Origin of the sequence: Methylobacterium indicum (assembly GCF_017347565.1) — a bacterium.
Taxonomy (GTDB): domain Bacteria; phylum Pseudomonadota; class Alphaproteobacteria; order Rhizobiales; family Beijerinckiaceae; genus Methylobacterium; species Methylobacterium indicum.
Genome location: NZ_AP024145.1, coordinates 4,947,327 through 4,961,940, shown reverse-complemented (window position 1 = coordinate 4,961,940; position 14,614 = coordinate 4,947,327). Strand labels below are relative to the sequence as shown.

15 protein-coding genes are annotated in these 14,614 nt (G+C 71.6%); 9 read left to right on the top strand and 6 right to left on the bottom strand.

The genetic code is table 11. The features are described 5' to 3' along the window. The 5 genes from miv_RS23050 to miv_RS23030 form a co-directional block, all read right to left on the bottom strand. Window positions 1-753: an ABC transporter ATP-binding protein gene (locus miv_RS23050; protein ID WP_048426579.1), complete on the bottom strand. Its 753-nt coding sequence runs from the start codon at window positions 751-753 to the stop codon at window positions 1-3. Beyond that, window positions 750-989 carry a hypothetical protein gene (locus miv_RS23045; protein WP_048426578.1) on the bottom strand — a complete coding sequence of 80 codons (240 nt, stop codon included), beginning with the start codon at window positions 987-989 and terminating at the stop codon, window positions 750-752. The genes miv_RS23050 and miv_RS23045 overlap by 4 nt, the downstream gene beginning before the upstream one ends. Before the next feature lie 65 nt (window positions 990-1,054). After that, window positions 1,055-1,477 carry a cupredoxin domain-containing protein gene (locus miv_RS23040; protein WP_058617832.1) on the bottom strand — a complete coding sequence of 141 codons (423 nt, stop codon included), beginning with the start codon at window positions 1,475-1,477 and terminating at the stop codon, window positions 1,055-1,057. A gap of 63 nt (window positions 1,478-1,540) precedes the next feature. Next, window positions 1,541-2,533, bottom strand: coding sequence for a YVTN family beta-propeller repeat protein (locus miv_RS23035; RefSeq protein ID WP_048426576.1), 993 nt, complete (start codon window positions 2,531-2,533; stop codon window positions 1,541-1,543). Window positions 2,534-2,664: 131 nt separating this feature from the next. Next, on the bottom strand, window positions 2,665-3,951 hold the full coding sequence (locus miv_RS23030; protein WP_048426575.1) for an ABC transporter substrate-binding protein: 1,287 nt from the start codon (window positions 3,949-3,951) through the stop codon (window positions 2,665-2,667). A gap of 144 nt (window positions 3,952-4,095) precedes the next feature. On the opposite strand from miv_RS23030, the gene miv_RS23025 reads away from it, so the two are divergent. The 7 genes from miv_RS23025 to miv_RS22995 are packed head-to-tail and all read left to right on the top strand — an operon-like array spanning window position 4,096 to window position 9,471. Next, window positions 4,096-4,635 carry a DUF3280 domain-containing protein gene (locus miv_RS23025; RefSeq protein ID WP_207179108.1) on the top strand — a complete coding sequence of 180 codons (540 nt, stop codon included), beginning with the start codon at window positions 4,096-4,098 and terminating at the stop codon, window positions 4,633-4,635. 4 nt (window positions 4,636-4,639) lie between these two features. Next, window positions 4,640-5,332 carry a (5-formylfuran-3-yl)methyl phosphate synthase gene (locus tag miv_RS23020; protein WP_207179106.1) on the top strand — a complete coding sequence of 231 codons (693 nt, stop codon included), beginning with the start codon at window positions 4,640-4,642 and terminating at the stop codon, window positions 5,330-5,332. 4 nt (window positions 5,333-5,336) lie between these two features. Then, complete coding sequence (locus miv_RS23015; protein ID WP_207179104.1) at window positions 5,337-5,951, top strand: amino acid kinase family protein; 615 nt, start codon at window positions 5,337-5,339, stop codon at window positions 5,949-5,951. Further along, entirely contained in the window at window positions 5,948-7,339 is a 1,392-nt protein-coding gene (locus tag miv_RS23010; RefSeq protein WP_207179102.1) for a DUF6513 domain-containing protein, read from the top strand. Before miv_RS23015 ends, miv_RS23010 begins: the two co-directional genes overlap by 4 nt. Window positions 7,340-7,344: 5 nt before the next feature. Continuing rightward, window positions 7,345-7,938, top strand: a complete 594-nt coding sequence (locus miv_RS23005) for a DUF447 domain-containing protein (protein ID WP_207179100.1) — start codon at window positions 7,345-7,347, stop codon at window positions 7,936-7,938. 25 nt (window positions 7,939-7,963) lie between these two features. After that, window positions 7,964-8,503, top strand: a complete 540-nt coding sequence (locus tag miv_RS23000) for an SRPBCC family protein (protein ID WP_048426569.1) — start codon at window positions 7,964-7,966, stop codon at window positions 8,501-8,503. Window positions 8,504-8,544: 41 nt separating this feature from the next. Then, entirely contained in the window at window positions 8,545-9,471 is a 927-nt protein-coding gene (locus miv_RS22995) for a YVTN family beta-propeller repeat protein (RefSeq protein WP_207183602.1), read from the top strand. Window positions 9,472-9,620: 149 nt separating this feature from the next. On the opposite strand, the gene miv_RS22990 is transcribed toward miv_RS22995, so the two are convergent. After that, a complete protein-coding gene (locus miv_RS22990) occupies window positions 9,621-9,902 on the bottom strand; it encodes a BrnA antitoxin family protein (RefSeq protein ID WP_048426568.1) in 282 nt (93 codons plus the stop codon). Between the two features lie 1,279 nt (window positions 9,903-11,181). On the opposite strand from miv_RS22990, the gene miv_RS22985 reads away from it, so the two are divergent. After that, window positions 11,182-11,802, top strand: coding sequence for an SCO family protein (locus miv_RS22985; protein WP_207179093.1), 621 nt, complete (start codon window positions 11,182-11,184; stop codon window positions 11,800-11,802). 45 nt (window positions 11,803-11,847) lie between these two features. Continuing rightward, window positions 11,848-14,556, top strand: a complete 2,709-nt coding sequence (locus tag miv_RS22980) for an AbfB domain-containing protein (RefSeq protein WP_207179091.1) — start codon at window positions 11,848-11,850, stop codon at window positions 14,554-14,556. Window positions 14,557-14,614: the final 58 nt, after the last annotated feature.

The following is a 14,614-nucleotide window of genomic DNA, read 5'->3' as shown; positions in this document are numbered from 1 at the left end:
TCATGCGACCCTCTTCGTGGTGTCGGGGCCGCGCTCGGCGGTCATCTGGCGGAAGGCGGTCTCGAGGGAGCCGGTCGGTTCGCTGAGCGCCCCGGCGAGACCCCGGGCGATGATCCGGCCGCGATGCAGCACCACCACCCGGTCGTCGCCCTCGATCTCGTCGAAGATGTGGGTGGCCCAGAGCACCGACAGCCCCTCCTCGCGCACCAGGGCGCGAACGATGGCGACGATGTCGGCGCGGGATTCGAGGTCGAGGCCGACGGTCGGCTCGTCGAGGAGCAGCAGGTCTGGCGAATGGATCAGCGCCCGGGCGATCTCGATCCGCCGCGACTGGCCGCCCGACAGGGTGCGGATCTTGTCGTCGCGCCGCTCGACCAGGCCGATGCGGGCGAGCAGCGTCTCGATCCGGGCGAGTGCGGCCTTGCGGGGAATGCCGTGGAGGGCGGCGTGGTAGAGCAGGTTCTGGCGCACCGTCAGGTCGGTGTCGAGGGTGCGGGCCTGGAAGACCACGCCGAGGCGGGCGAGCGCCTGCGACGGCTCGCGGTTCAGGTCGTGCCCCAGCAGCGCGACCCGGCCGGCCTGGCTGGCATAGAGCCGGGTGACCACCGAGAACAACGTGGTCTTGCCGGCGCCGTTCGGCCCGAGCAACGCCACGAAGGCGGCCCGCGGCACCTCGAACGACACGGCGTCGAGGGCGGTGCGGGCGCCGAAGCGGTGGCTGACGCCCTCGACCGCCAGCGCCGGCCCGCTCATCGGCCGAGCGCCTTGCGGGCGTCGCGCACCGCATCCAGGCACTCGTCGTATTCCTTCTCGCCCAGCTCCCGCTCGGCGACGCGCAATTCCTTCTTCAGGGTCTTGGCGACCGCCTCGGCCGGGGCCTTCGCCAGCTCGGCCTTGATCATCGCGATGCCCTCCCGGCACGACGCGGCATCGTCGGCGCGGGCGGGCAAGGCCGTCAGCAGGAGCAGGGCGGCGAGGAACGCGCGCATCCGGGGGTATCCTCCTTGGTGGTGCGGTCGATGTAGGCCGGCGGTGGCGACCCGCCTACCCCGGATCATTTCACGATGAAGCGCCCGGTCATGCCCCGGCTCTCCAGCCCCTGGACCGACCACGGGAACTCGCCGGCCCGCACGGTGACGAACTCGACCGCGATCGTGCCCTGGTCGTCGAATTCGAGGTGGTGCGGCGGGCCGGCCATGTGCACCTCGAGGTGGTTGATGACGATCTGGTTCATCCACACGCCGCGGAAGAACTCGCTGGCGAAGAACTTGTACTCCTTCTGCCCCTTGGCGGTGATGCGCAGGCGGTAGGACTTGCCCGCCTCCATCTCGATGTCCTTCACGGGCACCGCGTAGTCGTTGTCCTCGGCGCCGAGGAACAGCTCGGGCAGGTCGGTGCGGCCCTTGGTGAGGTCGCCCGCGGAGGCGTGGGTGGCGAGGAGGGCGAAGGCCAGGGCGGCGGTGAGAAGGGCGCGCATGATCTGTCCGGTTGGGAGGTCGAGCACACTCCCCGCCCCACAAGGGGGAGGGGAAGTACGAAACTATTGCGGCGAGACCGCCACGCCCCAGGGCAGGAGCCCGACCGGGATGCTCTTCGTCACCTTCATGGCCTCGACGTCGATCACCGAGACGTCGTTCGAGGTGCCGTTGGTGGTGAACAGCAATTTCTGGTCCGGCGTGAAGGCGAGCTGCCACACCCGCTGGCCGACCGGCAGGTACTTCTGGACCTCGTAGGTCTTGGCATCGACCACCGCGACCCGGTTGGCGGGCCCGAGCGCGATGAAGGCCTTGGTGCCGTCGCCGGTCAGGCGCACGCCGACCGGCTGGATCTGCTCGTCGGTGACGCCCGGGATCTTGAAGGTGATCTTCTTCACCACCTTGCGGGTCTCGACGTCGATGACCGAGACGGTGCCGCCGACCTCCGCCGAGACCCAGAGCCACTTGCCGTCGCGGCTGAACTCGGCGAAGCGCGGGCGCGCGTCGACCAGCACGTTGTCGATCACCTGGAAGGTCTTGGTGTCGATGAAGTGGGCCATGTTGGTGGTCTCGGAGGTGTTGACCAGGATCGACCCGTCCGGGCTCAACCCCATCCCCTCCGGCTCGACGCCGACCGGCACCTCGGCCACCACCTTGTTCTTCTCGATGTCGAGCACCGTGACCTGGCTGTCGTCCTCGTTGGCGACGTAGAGCGGGTTGCCCGAGGGGTGCGCGATGAACTGCTCGGGGTCGGGCCCCGAGCGCAGCGAGCGCACGATCTTGCCGGTCTTGGTGTCGAGCACGTCGATGCGGTCGTCGTCGCTGGCGCAGACGTAGAGCAGGCTCCCGTCCTTGCCGACCGTGATTCCCCGCGGCCGGCGACCGACCGGCCAGGTCGCCGTGACCTTCAGGGTCTCGACGTCGATGACGCTGACCGAGTTGCCCTTCTCGTTGCTGACATAGACCGTGGTGGCCTGGGCGGGCGCGGCGAGGAGAGCGGCGGACAACGCCGCCGCGAGCGCCGCGGGGCGCGCCGGTCCGATCCGGTGACGGCTCATTCGTCCTCCCTTCCGGCCGCGCTGATGGCACGCGGTCCGCCTGTCTCTTGGGTCGTCGGATCTTACCTGGCCTGCCGCGAGGCCGCGGGCGAGGCCGACTTATGGCGGAAGCCTCTCCGCCATTGTCGCAGTCACGATTTCGGCAGCTTGCACTGCGTCTCCGGCAGGTCGATGCCCAGCGTGTCGAGCGGCGTGCGCTGGTGCAGGTAGCCCTGCTCCGGCGCCACCGCCACGAGCGCCTGGGGCTGCACCAGGAGCATCGGCTGGCGCAGCTGGTGGTCCCAGGGGCGGAAGCTCAAGGCCACGCCCTTGTAGCCCGGCAGGGTGAAGGCCGGGTCGGCGATCGCGGCCGTGAGCGCCGCCGGGTCGGTGGTCTTCTTCTGGAAGGCGGCCTCGCCGACCGCGCGCACCGACGCCCAGACCTGGTAGTCGAGGGGGCGCATCAGCCGGCCGGCGAGGCGGCGGAAGCGGTTCTGGGCCTGGGCGGCGCCCCAGACCTCCAGCGTCGGGTGCCAGGTGGTGGGGACGAGCCCTTGCGTGCCGACGACGGGCCGCGGGTCGACGGTGTGGAACGGCACGTAATCGCCGAAATCGCCCGCCTCGTCCGCCACCACGGCGACGTCGTAGTCGAGCCCGCGGGTGAAGACGAGGGCCTCGGCCCGGGTCGGGGTGTCGCCCCGCGCCCGCGCCAGGGGCCCGAAGGTCCAGGGGCGTTCCGCCGTGATCTGGAGCCCGAACTTCTTGGCCGAGCGCTTCAGCGCCTCGGCCCAGAGCTTGTCGCCGTCCTGCGGGCCGGTGATCAGGAAGAGCTTGCGCCAGCGCATGAAGGCCAGGAACTGCGCCAGCGCGTCGGTCTGCATCGCCCGGCTCGGGGCGACGTGGAAGATGTCGGCCCGGCAATCGGTGCCGCGCAGGCGGTCGTCCGGGGCACTGGCGTTGAACAGGACGACGCCCGACCCTTTCAGCGCATCGGCCACCGCCAGCAGCTCGTCGGCGGGCAAAGCCAGCACGATGAAGCGCAGGCCCTTGGCGGCGAGTTCGCGGGCGGCGTCCACCGGGCTCTGCGGCGGCGGCGCGCCGGGGGCGGCGGTGCCGAGCGCCACCGCGTCGAGGGCGTAGCTCTGGCCGACGAAGCGGCCGGTCGTGGTGTTGTCGCGGATGGCGAGGTTGGCGCCCGCCAGCCCCTCGTCCTCGGGTGCGGCCTGCGCGTCGTAGGAGGACGGCGCCGGGGCCGGCCGGTAGATCAGGCCGATGCGGATCTCCGCCGCCTTCGGGGCCGCGGGCTGGGCCGCCGGCGGCGCGGGCGCTCCTGCATCGGGCGCTTGAGCCTGGGCTTCGGGGAGCCACGGCCCGGGCGCCGCCGTCAGGGCGGCGAGGAGGCCGAGGGGGGCGAGGGCGCGCTTACGGAAGGAGGCCATGCCGGGGCAGGCTAGCCCGGATCGTCGCGCACCCTCAACGCCTGTTCGATGAGGAATTTCTGAGAATTTCTTCGCCCAAAGTCCGAAGGCCGGTGGCGCGAGACCGCGTTGCGCCCGCCCGCGCCGTCATGCGAGGGTCGCCCGATGCTGGTTCCGCGCGCCCTCTCCGTCCCGGCGATCCTGCCCGCCCTGGCGGCCCTGCTCGTCGGCCCGCCCGTCATCTCGCCCGTCTTGGCCGCGTCGAGCCCCGCGGCGGTGTTCGCGATCGAGCTCGCCGAGCCCGGGGTGATCGGGCCGCGGCCGCTGAAGCCCGACGAGGCGCGGCGCCTGGCGCTGGCCACCGACGCCCTGCGGCGCGAGGTTGCCGGGCGCGGGCTCGACCCCGTGGACCTGGCGCCCCAGGCCGCGGCGATCCGGCGCGACGCCCCGCTCTACAAGTGCGAGGGCTGCGCGGAAAAGATCGCCCAGGCGGCCGGGGCGGCTCTGGTCGTCTACGGCTACGTCCAGCGCAGCGCGCCGCAGGTGCTCAACCTGAACATCACCATCACGGACGTGGCGAGCGGCAAGGTGCTGCGCGGCGGCCAGGTGGTGATCCAGGGCGACACCGACGAGACCTGGCTCCACGGCGTCCGCTCGCTGGTCAAGAACCGCCTCTTCGCCGAGCCGCTGCCGAACCGGTCCTGATCCCGTGCCCGATCCCTCTTCTTCCCGCGTCCGCCTCCTCGTCAGTGTCCGCGACGCCGCTGAGGCGGCGCTCGCCCGCGATGGCGGCGCCGACCTGATCGACGGCAAGGACCCGGAGCGCGGCGCCCTCGGGGCGCTCCCGGCCGAGACCGTGCGGGCGATCGTGGCGGTCTCCGGCGACCGGCTCACCAGCGCGGTGGGGGGCGAGCCGCGGGACGCCGCGGAGGCGTCCGGCTGCCTCGCGGCGCTCGCCGGCACGGGGGTCGGCTACCTCAAGATCGCCTGGGCGCCGGGGCGGGACGCGACCGGCCTGCTTCTGCCCGCTGGCACGCCGGTGATCGCGGTGCTCTTCGCCGAGGACGGGCCGGACGGGGCCGATGTCCCGGGGCTCGCTGCCGCGGGCTTCTCCGGCGCGATGATCGACACGCGGGGCAAGGACGGCCGGCGCCTCACCGACCACCTGGACCTCCCGCGCCTCGCCGGCTTCACGGCGGCGTGCCGGGCGCACGGGCTGCTCTCGGGCCTCGCCGGCTCGCTCCGGCTCGACGACATCCCCGGCCTCGCGGCCTTGCGGCCCGGCTATCTCGGCTTCCGCGGCGGCCTCTGCGCGGCGGCGGACCGGACCGGGCGGCTCGATCCGGCGCGGATCGCCGAGGCGGCCCGGCGGCTGGCGGCGTCCCGCGTCGCCGCGGCCTGACCCCGTGCCGAGGCAGGAGACGGGCTTTGCGGGGGGGCTCACCGTCGTGAAGGTCGGCGGCAGCCTCGTGGCCGATCGCGACCGGCTGCGCCGTGTTCTCGCGTCCCTCGCCGAGGGGGAGGACGGGCCGGTCGCGATCGTGCCGGGCGGCGGCGCGCTCGCCGAGGCGGTGCGCACGACGCAAGGCGCCCTCGGATTCTCCGATCCCCTCGCCCATCGCCTCGCCCTCGACGCGATGGCGGGCATGGCCCGGATCTTCGCCGCCCTGGAGCCGCGTCTCGTCGTGACGCCGGAGCCGGGGGCGTGCCTCGCCGCCGGCGCCGTGCCGGTCTGGGATCCCTCCCCCCTCGGCGCCGGCCATCCCGACATCCCGGAGAGCTGGGAGGTGACCTCGGACAGCCTGGCTCTGTGGCTCGCCGCCGGCCTCGGGGCCGCGCGCTGCCTGCTGGTCAAGTCCGTCGATCCGGCGCCCGGGGGCGCCCTGGCGGATCTGGCGCGGGCCGGGCTGGTCGACGCCGCTTTCCCGTCCTTTGCGACTCTCTTCGCCGGCGCGATCGTGCTACGGGGCCCCGGCGGCGACCGGACCTGCCGCGAATCCCTGTCGGAGCGCGCCGCGTGAGGGAGCACCTCGTCTTCATCACCGGACGGCTCGCCAAGGCGCGGCTGGAGAAGATCGCCGCGACCCTGCCGCCGGAGCGGTTCGCCTGGACCATCGCGGATGCCGGCGTGAAGGTCGCCGCGCTGATGACCGAGGAGATCATCCGCCGCCGAGTGACGATCCCCGCTGACGCGACGCGGGTCATCCTGCCCGGGCGCTGCCGGGCGGACCCGGCCGTGCTGGCGGCACATTTCGGCGTGCCGGTGGAGCGCGGGCCCGACGAGATCGTCGACCTGCCGGTCTTCCTCGGGCTGGCCGGGCGCAAGGTCGACCTGACGCACCACGACGTGCGGATCTTCTCCGAGATCGTCGACGCCTCGCGGATGACGCCCGAGCAGATCCTCGTCCGTGCCCGGGACCTCGCCCGCCGCGGCGCCGACGTGATCGATCTCGGCGGCCTGCCGGACACGGCCTTTCCCCATCTCGACGAGACGGTGCGGCTCCTCAAGGCCGAAGGGCTGCGCGTCAGCATCGATTCGTTCTCGGCCGACGAGCTGCGGCGCGGCGCGGCCGCCGGGGCCGACTTCCTGCTCAGCCTCAACGAGGAGACCCTCGACATCGCCTTCGAGACCGAGGCGGTGCCGATCCTGGTGCCGACGCGGCCCGAGGATCTGCCTTCCCTCGATCGGGCGATCGAGCGGATGCAGCGGGCGGGAAAACCCTTCATCGCCGACCCGATCCTCGAACCGATCCATTTCGGCTTCGCGGCGTCGCTCGTGCGCTACCACGAGACCCGGCGGCGCCACCCCGACATCGCCATGATGATGGGGACCGGCAACCTGACCGAGCTCACCGAGGCCGACAGCCTCGGGGTGACGGCGCTGCTGATGGGCGTGTGCTCCGAACTGTCGATCGGTAACGTGCTGATCGTGCAGGTCTCCAACCACACCCGCCGCACGGTCGAGGAGCACGACGCCGCCCGCCGGGTGATGTACGCGGCCAAGGCCGACGCCGCCCTGCCCAAAGGTTATGGCCGCGCCCTCCTCGCCCTGCACGACAAGCGGCCCTATACCCAGAATGCGGACGAGATCGCGGCGCTCGCCGCGGACGTGCGCGATCCGAACTACCGCGTCGCGATCGCGGAGGACGGGGTCCACATCTACAACCGCGACATCCACGAGGTCGGGCGCGACGCGATGGCGTTCTTTCCCAAGCTCGGCGTCGAGGCGGATGGCGGCCATGCCTTCTATCTCGGCGGGGAATTGACCAAGGCGGAACTGGCTTGGCGCCTCGGCAAGCGCTACGTGCAGGACGAGCCGCTGGACTGGGGCTGTGCGATGGACGCCGACGCCGAGGACACCACCCGCTTCAAGGCTCCGGGCCATACCCGCCAGAGCGGAAAGCCCTGAGCGCCGTGCCGCTGATCCTCGAGACCATCGTGACGACGGCCGACCCCGACGGCGCCCTGCACCTCGTGCCGTTCGGGCTGATCCAGGACGGCGACGATTTTTGGGTGGCGCCGTTCCGGCCCTCGCCCACCATCGCCAACCTGGAGGCGGTGCCGTTCTTCGCCGCCGCCGCGCCCTCCGACGTGCGGGTGATCGCCGGCTGCGTCACCGGCCGGCGCGACTGGGCGACCGTCCCGTGCCGCGACATTCCGGTACCGCGCCTGGAGGCGGCCTACGGCCACATGGAATTGCAGGTCGCGGAGGTGCGCGACGATCCCGTCCGGCCGCGCTTCCGCGGCCGGGTGGTTCGCGCCGAGGCGCACCGCCCCTTCCTGGGTTACAACCGGGCGCAGAGCGCGGTGCTGGAGGCGGCGATCCTGTCGACGCGCCTGCACATGCTGGAGCCCGCGACAGTGCTGGCCGAGCTGCACCACCACCGCATCGCCGTCGAGAAGACGGCCGGGCCCGCCGAGCGCGAGGCCTGGAACTGGATCGCCGCGAAGGTCGCGGCCGCCCTGCCCCAGGCGGCCGGAGGTTCCCTCGCGGTCGATGACGCGTGAGACACGCGTGAACAGGAGAGATCCGATGAAGCGCATCATCGCGGCGGCCCTGGTCGCCGCCTTCGCGGCGGCCCCCGCCGCCCAGGCCCACGGCCCGACCCGCAAGAAGGTCGAGGAGAAGGTCACGATCAACGCCTCGCCGGACAAGGTCTGGGCGGTGGTCGGCAACTTCCAGGACATGAGCTGGCTGCCGCCGGTCGAGAAGACCGAGGGCAAGGGCGGCAACGAGGTCAAGGCCACCCGCACCCTCACCCTGAAGGGCGGCGCCACGGTCGAGGAAGAGCTCTACAAGTACTCGGCCGAGCAGAAGAGCCTGTCGTACCGTATCAACAAAGTCGACGTGAAGGTCCTGCCGGTCAACAACTACTCCTCGACGATCAAGGTCGAGCCGGCGGACGGCGGCAAGGCGTCCGAGGTGGTGTGGGACGGCGCGTTCTATCGCGGCTACATGAACAACGATCCGCCGCCCGAGCTGAGCGACGAGGCGGCGATCAAGGCGGTGTCGGCCCTGTACCGCGCCGGCCTCGACAACCTGAAGGCGAAGCTCGAGAAGAGCGGCTCGTGAGCCGCGGGCGCGCCCGGTCCCTCGCCGGGCTCTGCCTCTTCCTGGGGGTCGGCCTCGTGCCGGTCCCCTCCCGGGCGGGGCCGTCGGGGGCGACGGAGGCGTTCGTCACCGCCCAGAACGCCGACGCGGTCGACGTGGTCGAGCTCGACGGGCTGAAGCGGGTGGCGACGATTCCCGTGCCCGGCGCCCCGGCCGGCATCGCGCTCTCGCCCGATCGGGCCCGGGTCTACGTCACGGCGCCGGAGGGCAAGGCCCTGGTGGTGATCGACGCCGCCACGCGCCGGGTCGTGCAGACGGTCGCCCTCGGGGGCGGTCCCCTCGGGGTCGGGGTCAATCCGGTGAGCGGCGCGGTCTACGTCGCCGACTGGTACGCCAAGCGGTTGTGGCAGGTCGACCCGACATCGTTGACGGTCGCGGGCGAGATCCCGGTCGGCACCTCGCCGTCGGGCATCGCGGTGACGCCGGACGGCCGGTTCCTCCTGGCGGCGGACCGGGACGACGACGCGCTCTCCCTCGTCGATACCGCGACGCGCCAGCGGGTCGCGGTGATTCCGGTCGGCACCCGGCCCTTCGGGGTCACGATCGATGCCGCGGGCAAGCGGGCCTACAGCGCCAATGTCGGCTCGAACGACGTCTCGGTCGTCGACATCGCGACGCGCCGCGAGGTCGGCCGGGTCAAGGTCGGCGAGCGGCCCTACGCGGTGGCGCTCGCCCAGGGCCGCGCCTTCGTGACCGACCAGTATGGTGGTACGGTGAGCACCTTCGACACCGCCACCCTGGAACCGGGGCCCCGCCTCGATGTCGGAGAGTACCCGGAGGGCATCCAGGCGAGCCCGGACGGCAAGACGGTCTATGTCGCCAACTGGGAATCGAACACCGTCACGGCGATCGATACGGCGACCCTGCGGGTGACCGGGACCGTGAAGACCTCGGACGGGCCGCGGGCCTTCGGGCAGTTCCTGCGCTGAACCCCGGCGGGGCGGATCGCGCGTCGATCGGCACGGACCGGTAATTCGACGCGAACGGGTTGGTCACCAGCCCGCCCTCGGCCCGCGCGGGCACGGCGAGCAGCAGGAGGAGGGCCGCGAGCCGCAGCCGCATCAGAGACGACTCGTCCTCACAGGCCGGCGACCTTGCGGAGCGCCGCGTTGATGCGGTCCTGCCAGCCCGGCCCCTCTTCCTGGAAATGCTCGAGCACGTCGCGGTCGAGGCGCAGGGACACGGTCTCGCGCACGCCCGGCACGGCCGCCCGGACGGCGGGTTTCACCACGCCCTTGGCTGCGGCGTCCTTGCCGTCCTGGGGCGCTGCGCCCTCCACGGGCTTGCGGGTCACGGCCCGGAACGCGGCCTCGGCGGCCTGCCGGGGGTCGCTGCCGCGGCGGGAACGATCGAATGACATCGGGGGTCCTCCTGCCACCGCCGTAGCATGCCCCGCCCGGACCCCAAAATAACGAAGGCCCGCCGGCGCACCGACGAGCCTTAAAAGGCAGGGTCCACGTTCCAGGGTACGGGTGGCTCTCGCGCGGCACGCTGGTGATGGCCGTCTCGGCCCCGTGCCGCAATCAGCCCGCCCTGGAACCACTACCCCTGTCGCAAGGTGTCCGGTGGAGTTTCCTGGTCACCGGCATCGGTTTGTGTCGCGTGAGGGCTGCAACCTTGAGAATTCATGGTGGCCTCCTCGAGTTCTTCTCGACGAGGACTATGCTGCTCCTCTGCCGGAGGGTCGTCAAGAGGATTTCGTAGCCGGCTGCGCGCGATCTTTGCGAGGGGCGGGGAACTTGACGACAGGTTAATAACACGCTCGCCTGCCTCTGCGTCCGTCCGCGATCGACCGGCCGGTCGACGTCCTCTTGATGTGGGGCAGCGAAGACGTGGGGTGAGGATGTCCGGTGATCCGTCGCAAGCGCCGGCCCGGTGCGAGCTGAGTCGGAGTTCACAGGAGCCCAGAAACAACGAAGGCCCGCCGGCGCACCGACGAGCCTTAAAAGGCAGGGTCCACGTTCCAGGGTACGGGTGGCTCTCGCGCGGCGCGATGGTGATGGCCGTCTCGGCCCCGTGCCGCATTCAGCCCGCCCTGGAACCACTACCCCTGTCGCAAGTAGTCCGGTGGAGTTTCCTGGTCACCGGCATCGGTATGTGTCGCGTGAGGGCTGCAACCTTGAGAATTCATGGCTACCTCCTCGAGTTCGACTCGATGAAGACTATGCTGCCCCTCCTCGGGGGGATGGTCAAGGGGGATTCGTAGCCGACTGTGGGAGGGGCCTGCGGGAGCACGGACCCCTCCGGCTGACCCGCCGTTCCGCGCGGCGCAGTGTCGCCGCGCCATCCGGCGGACCGCGTGGCGCACCCGTGGGCCGATGTGACGGCTTCGGGCCGGGTGCCGCCGGTCGTCGCGAGCCGACCGTGGCGGGTCCACCCGTCTCGGTCTCCTGTTTCACTCGCCGCTGCTTGATCGCCGAACGATCTCCGGACCTTTCTCTGGACGTGGATAGACCTCGTTCATCATGCGGGCGATCGACGGGGAATACACTGCAAGTTGTAGGCGCGATGACCTCCCGTGATCGCAGGGGAAGCGAGGTCATGATTCGTTATCCGAGCCCGATTACCGGATATCAACGTCCGCTCCGGCATGGTCTCCATCGCGAAATTCCTCAGCGATGAATTGGCGGACTCGAGCCATGCGGCCGATCATGACGTGCATCGCGGGGCTCGCCCTCGGCCTGACGTTGGGGGGGAGCGCCGGCACCGCTTCCGTCGAGCTGCGGATTGCGGCGGCCGGGCCGGCGACGAGCGACCTCGACGGTCTGATCTGGCCCGCGGGCGCGGCGGGACGCCGGATCGACCAGGGTGGTGCAACCCTGAGCCCCGACGACCTGCGCGACCGGATCGTGGTCGTGTCCTTCGTGGCGCCGGACTGCGCCATCGTGTGCGTCGCCCGCACCCTCGATCTCGAGCGGGTCGCCCGCTCCCTGCCGGACGGTCTGCGCGACCGCGCGGTCTTTCTCGCGGTCTCGTTCGACGCCTCGCCCACGCGCCTGCGGGCTTTCGTGGACGGCACCGTCGGGGCGGGGACGCGGCTGCGCTTCCTGGCCGGCGCCCCGGCCTGGAGCCACGCGCTCGCGGCGATGCTGCGCTACCCGGCGGCGTCGTTGCCGGAGCCGCCGCCGCAGATCCTGCTCTTCGACCGGCGCGGCGCGGTTGCGTCGAATTACGGCGGCGACCCGGTCGATGGTCCGCGGCTCGCCGGCGACATCGCCGTCCTCGACACCTTCGCGCAGGGCCTCGACGCCGCCCGCTGAGGCCGCGTCCCGCTCCCTTCCCTCTCGCCTCCGGAAGACCCGACCATGACCGTACCGATACGCGGCGCCGCCCAACGTCTGCGGGATGCCGCCCTGCTCTCCGCCACGGTGCTGGCGACCGGCCTCCTCGCCCCGGCCGAGGCCGCGCAGTTCAAGGTGGTGGTCAATCCGGTCGCCGACCCGACGATGGCGGGTCTCGCCCTTCCCGACGGCGCGCCGGTGACGGGCGTCTTCTCGGGGGTGCAGGGTTGGCCGATGAATGCCATCACCCTGAGCCTGCTGCCGAGCGGCAAGATCCTGTCCTTCGGCACACCGGCGGGCAATCCGGGAACCCAGGACGGCCGCACCTTCGACAGCTGGGATCCGACCCAGGGCTTCGGAGCCGGGCACATCACCCTCGCGGGCGTCGGCGGCATCAACAGCTTCTGCGCCGCCCAGGCCTTCCGGCCCGACGGCTCGCTGATGATCGCCGGCGGCATCTTCGACAACGGCAACGACAAGGGCAGCCTGACCCTGAACGGGACCGCCACCGCCGTGACCGCCGTTGCCGCCAAGCTCGCCAACGACCGCTACTACTCGACCATGCTGACCCTGCCCAACGGTCGGCAGCTGATCATGGGCGGCTCCTACCCCTACCAGGGCGGCTGGGCCGACCCGCAGGGCAGCATCGACAAGGGCTACATGACCGGGATGACCCCGGAGCTCTTCGACGGCACCCGGTGGACGAGCCTGTTCGGCGCCAAGAGTCGCGACGCGTTCGGGCCGGACAACAACAGGTGGTGGTACCCGCGCGCCTGGGTCGCCCCCAACGGCAAGGTCTTCGGCATCACGTCGGAGAAAATGTGGTTCCTCGATCCGAGCGGCAACGGCGCCGTGACGGTGACGACCTTCAAGGAGCCGCAGCGCGACGCCGCCTCGGCCCTCGACGCGCCGAATGTCGGCCCGGTCTCGACGGCGGCGATGTTCGACACCGGCCGCATCCTGCAGGTCGGCGGCAACAGCTACGACAACGGCAACGGCTTCCTGTCGAGCAGCCGCGCCACGGTGATCGACATCAACGGCGGCAACCCGGTGGTGACCGACACCGCCCCGATGAGCGTCGGGCGCGCCTGGGCCAACGCCACGGTGCTGCCGACCGGCCAGGTCGCCGTGACCGGCGGCAGCAAGTGGAACGACCGGGCCGACGGCGACACCGTGCTGCAATCCGAGATCTGGGACCCACGGACCGGGACCTGGACGGCGGGTGCCTCCGGCGGGGTCTATCGCGGCTACCATTCGAGCGCGATCCTGATGCAGAACGGCACCGTGCTGCTCGCCGGCGGCGGCGCGCCGGGTCCGGTGGCGAACCAGAACGTCGAGGTGTTCTACCCGCCCTACCTGTTCACCACCGTGGACGGGAAGACGGCGCTCGCGCCCCGCCCGCAGATCGTCAGCCTCTCGACCGCGCAGCTGCAGCACGGCCAGGCGATGCAGTTCGAGCTGACCTCGCAGAACGGCCTCGCCCAGGTGGTGCTGGTCGGCCTGAGCGCGACGACGCACAGCTTCAACTCGACCCAGCGCCGCATCCCCGCCGCCTTCACCCAGGCCGGTACGGCCGTGACCCTGCAGCCCCCGGCCTCGGCGAACGTCGCGCCTCCGGGCTACTACCAGCTCGTCGCGATCGACCAGAAGGGCGTGCCCTCGCCGGGCGTGATCGTGGCGCTCGGCGCCGGCGTCGCGGCGCCGAGCCAGGTGGCGGCCCCGGCGGTCGCGGCGACGGGCACCGGCACCGGCACCGGCGGCCAGGCCGGCGGCGGGACCAGCGGCGGCACGGGTGGAGGCGGCACCGGCGGCGGCACCGGCACGAGCGTCGCCAGCGGCGCGGCGGTGAGCCTGCAGGCGAGCAACTACACGACGAGCTACCTGACCAATGTCGGCGGCACCGCCCGCCTGATGACGCCGGCTACCGCCTCCGACCGCCAGCAGGCGACGTTCCGGCAGGTGCCGGGGCTCGCCGGCCAGGGCGTGTCGTTCCAGTCGAGCACGGCGGCCGGCCAGTACCTGCGCCACCAGAACTTCCAGATCTACCAGCAGGCCAACGACGGCGGCGACATCTTCAAGCGCGGCGCGACCTTCACGCCGCGGGCCGGGCTCGCCGGTACCTGCGGCTGCACTACCGGAGCCTGCACGTCCTACGAGTCGATCGACTGGCCGGGCTATTACCTGCGCCACCAGAACTTCAACTTCTACATCGCGCAGCCGGACGGCGGCGATCTGTTCAAGCAGGACGCCTCGTTCTGCCCGGCGCCGCCGGCCGACGGCTCCGCCGCCTCGACGCCGGTGAGCCTGCAGTCGAGCAACTATACGACGAGCTACCTGACCAATGTCGGCGGCACCGCTCGGCTGGTCGTGCCGGGCAGCACGTCCGACCGCCAGCAGGCGAGCTTCCGGCAGGTGCCGGGGCTCGCCGGCCAGGGCGTGTCGTTCCAGTCGAGCAAGGCGGCCGGCCAGTACCTGCGCCACCAGAACTTCCAGATCTACCAGCAGGCCAACGACGGCGGCGACATCTTCAAGCGCGGCGCGACCTTCACGCCGCGGGCCGGGCTCGCCGGTACCTGCGGCTGCACCACCGGAACCTGCACGTCCTACGAGTCGATCGACTGGCCGGGCTATTACCTGCGCCACCAGAACTTCAACTTCTACATCGCGCAGCCGGACGGCGGCGACCTGTTCAAGCAGGACGCCTCGTTCTGCCCGGCCCCCGCGCTCCAGTAGGGAGGCCCAGGGGGGAGGACGAACCGCCCTCCCCCCGACCGGGCGGATCGTTCCCGTC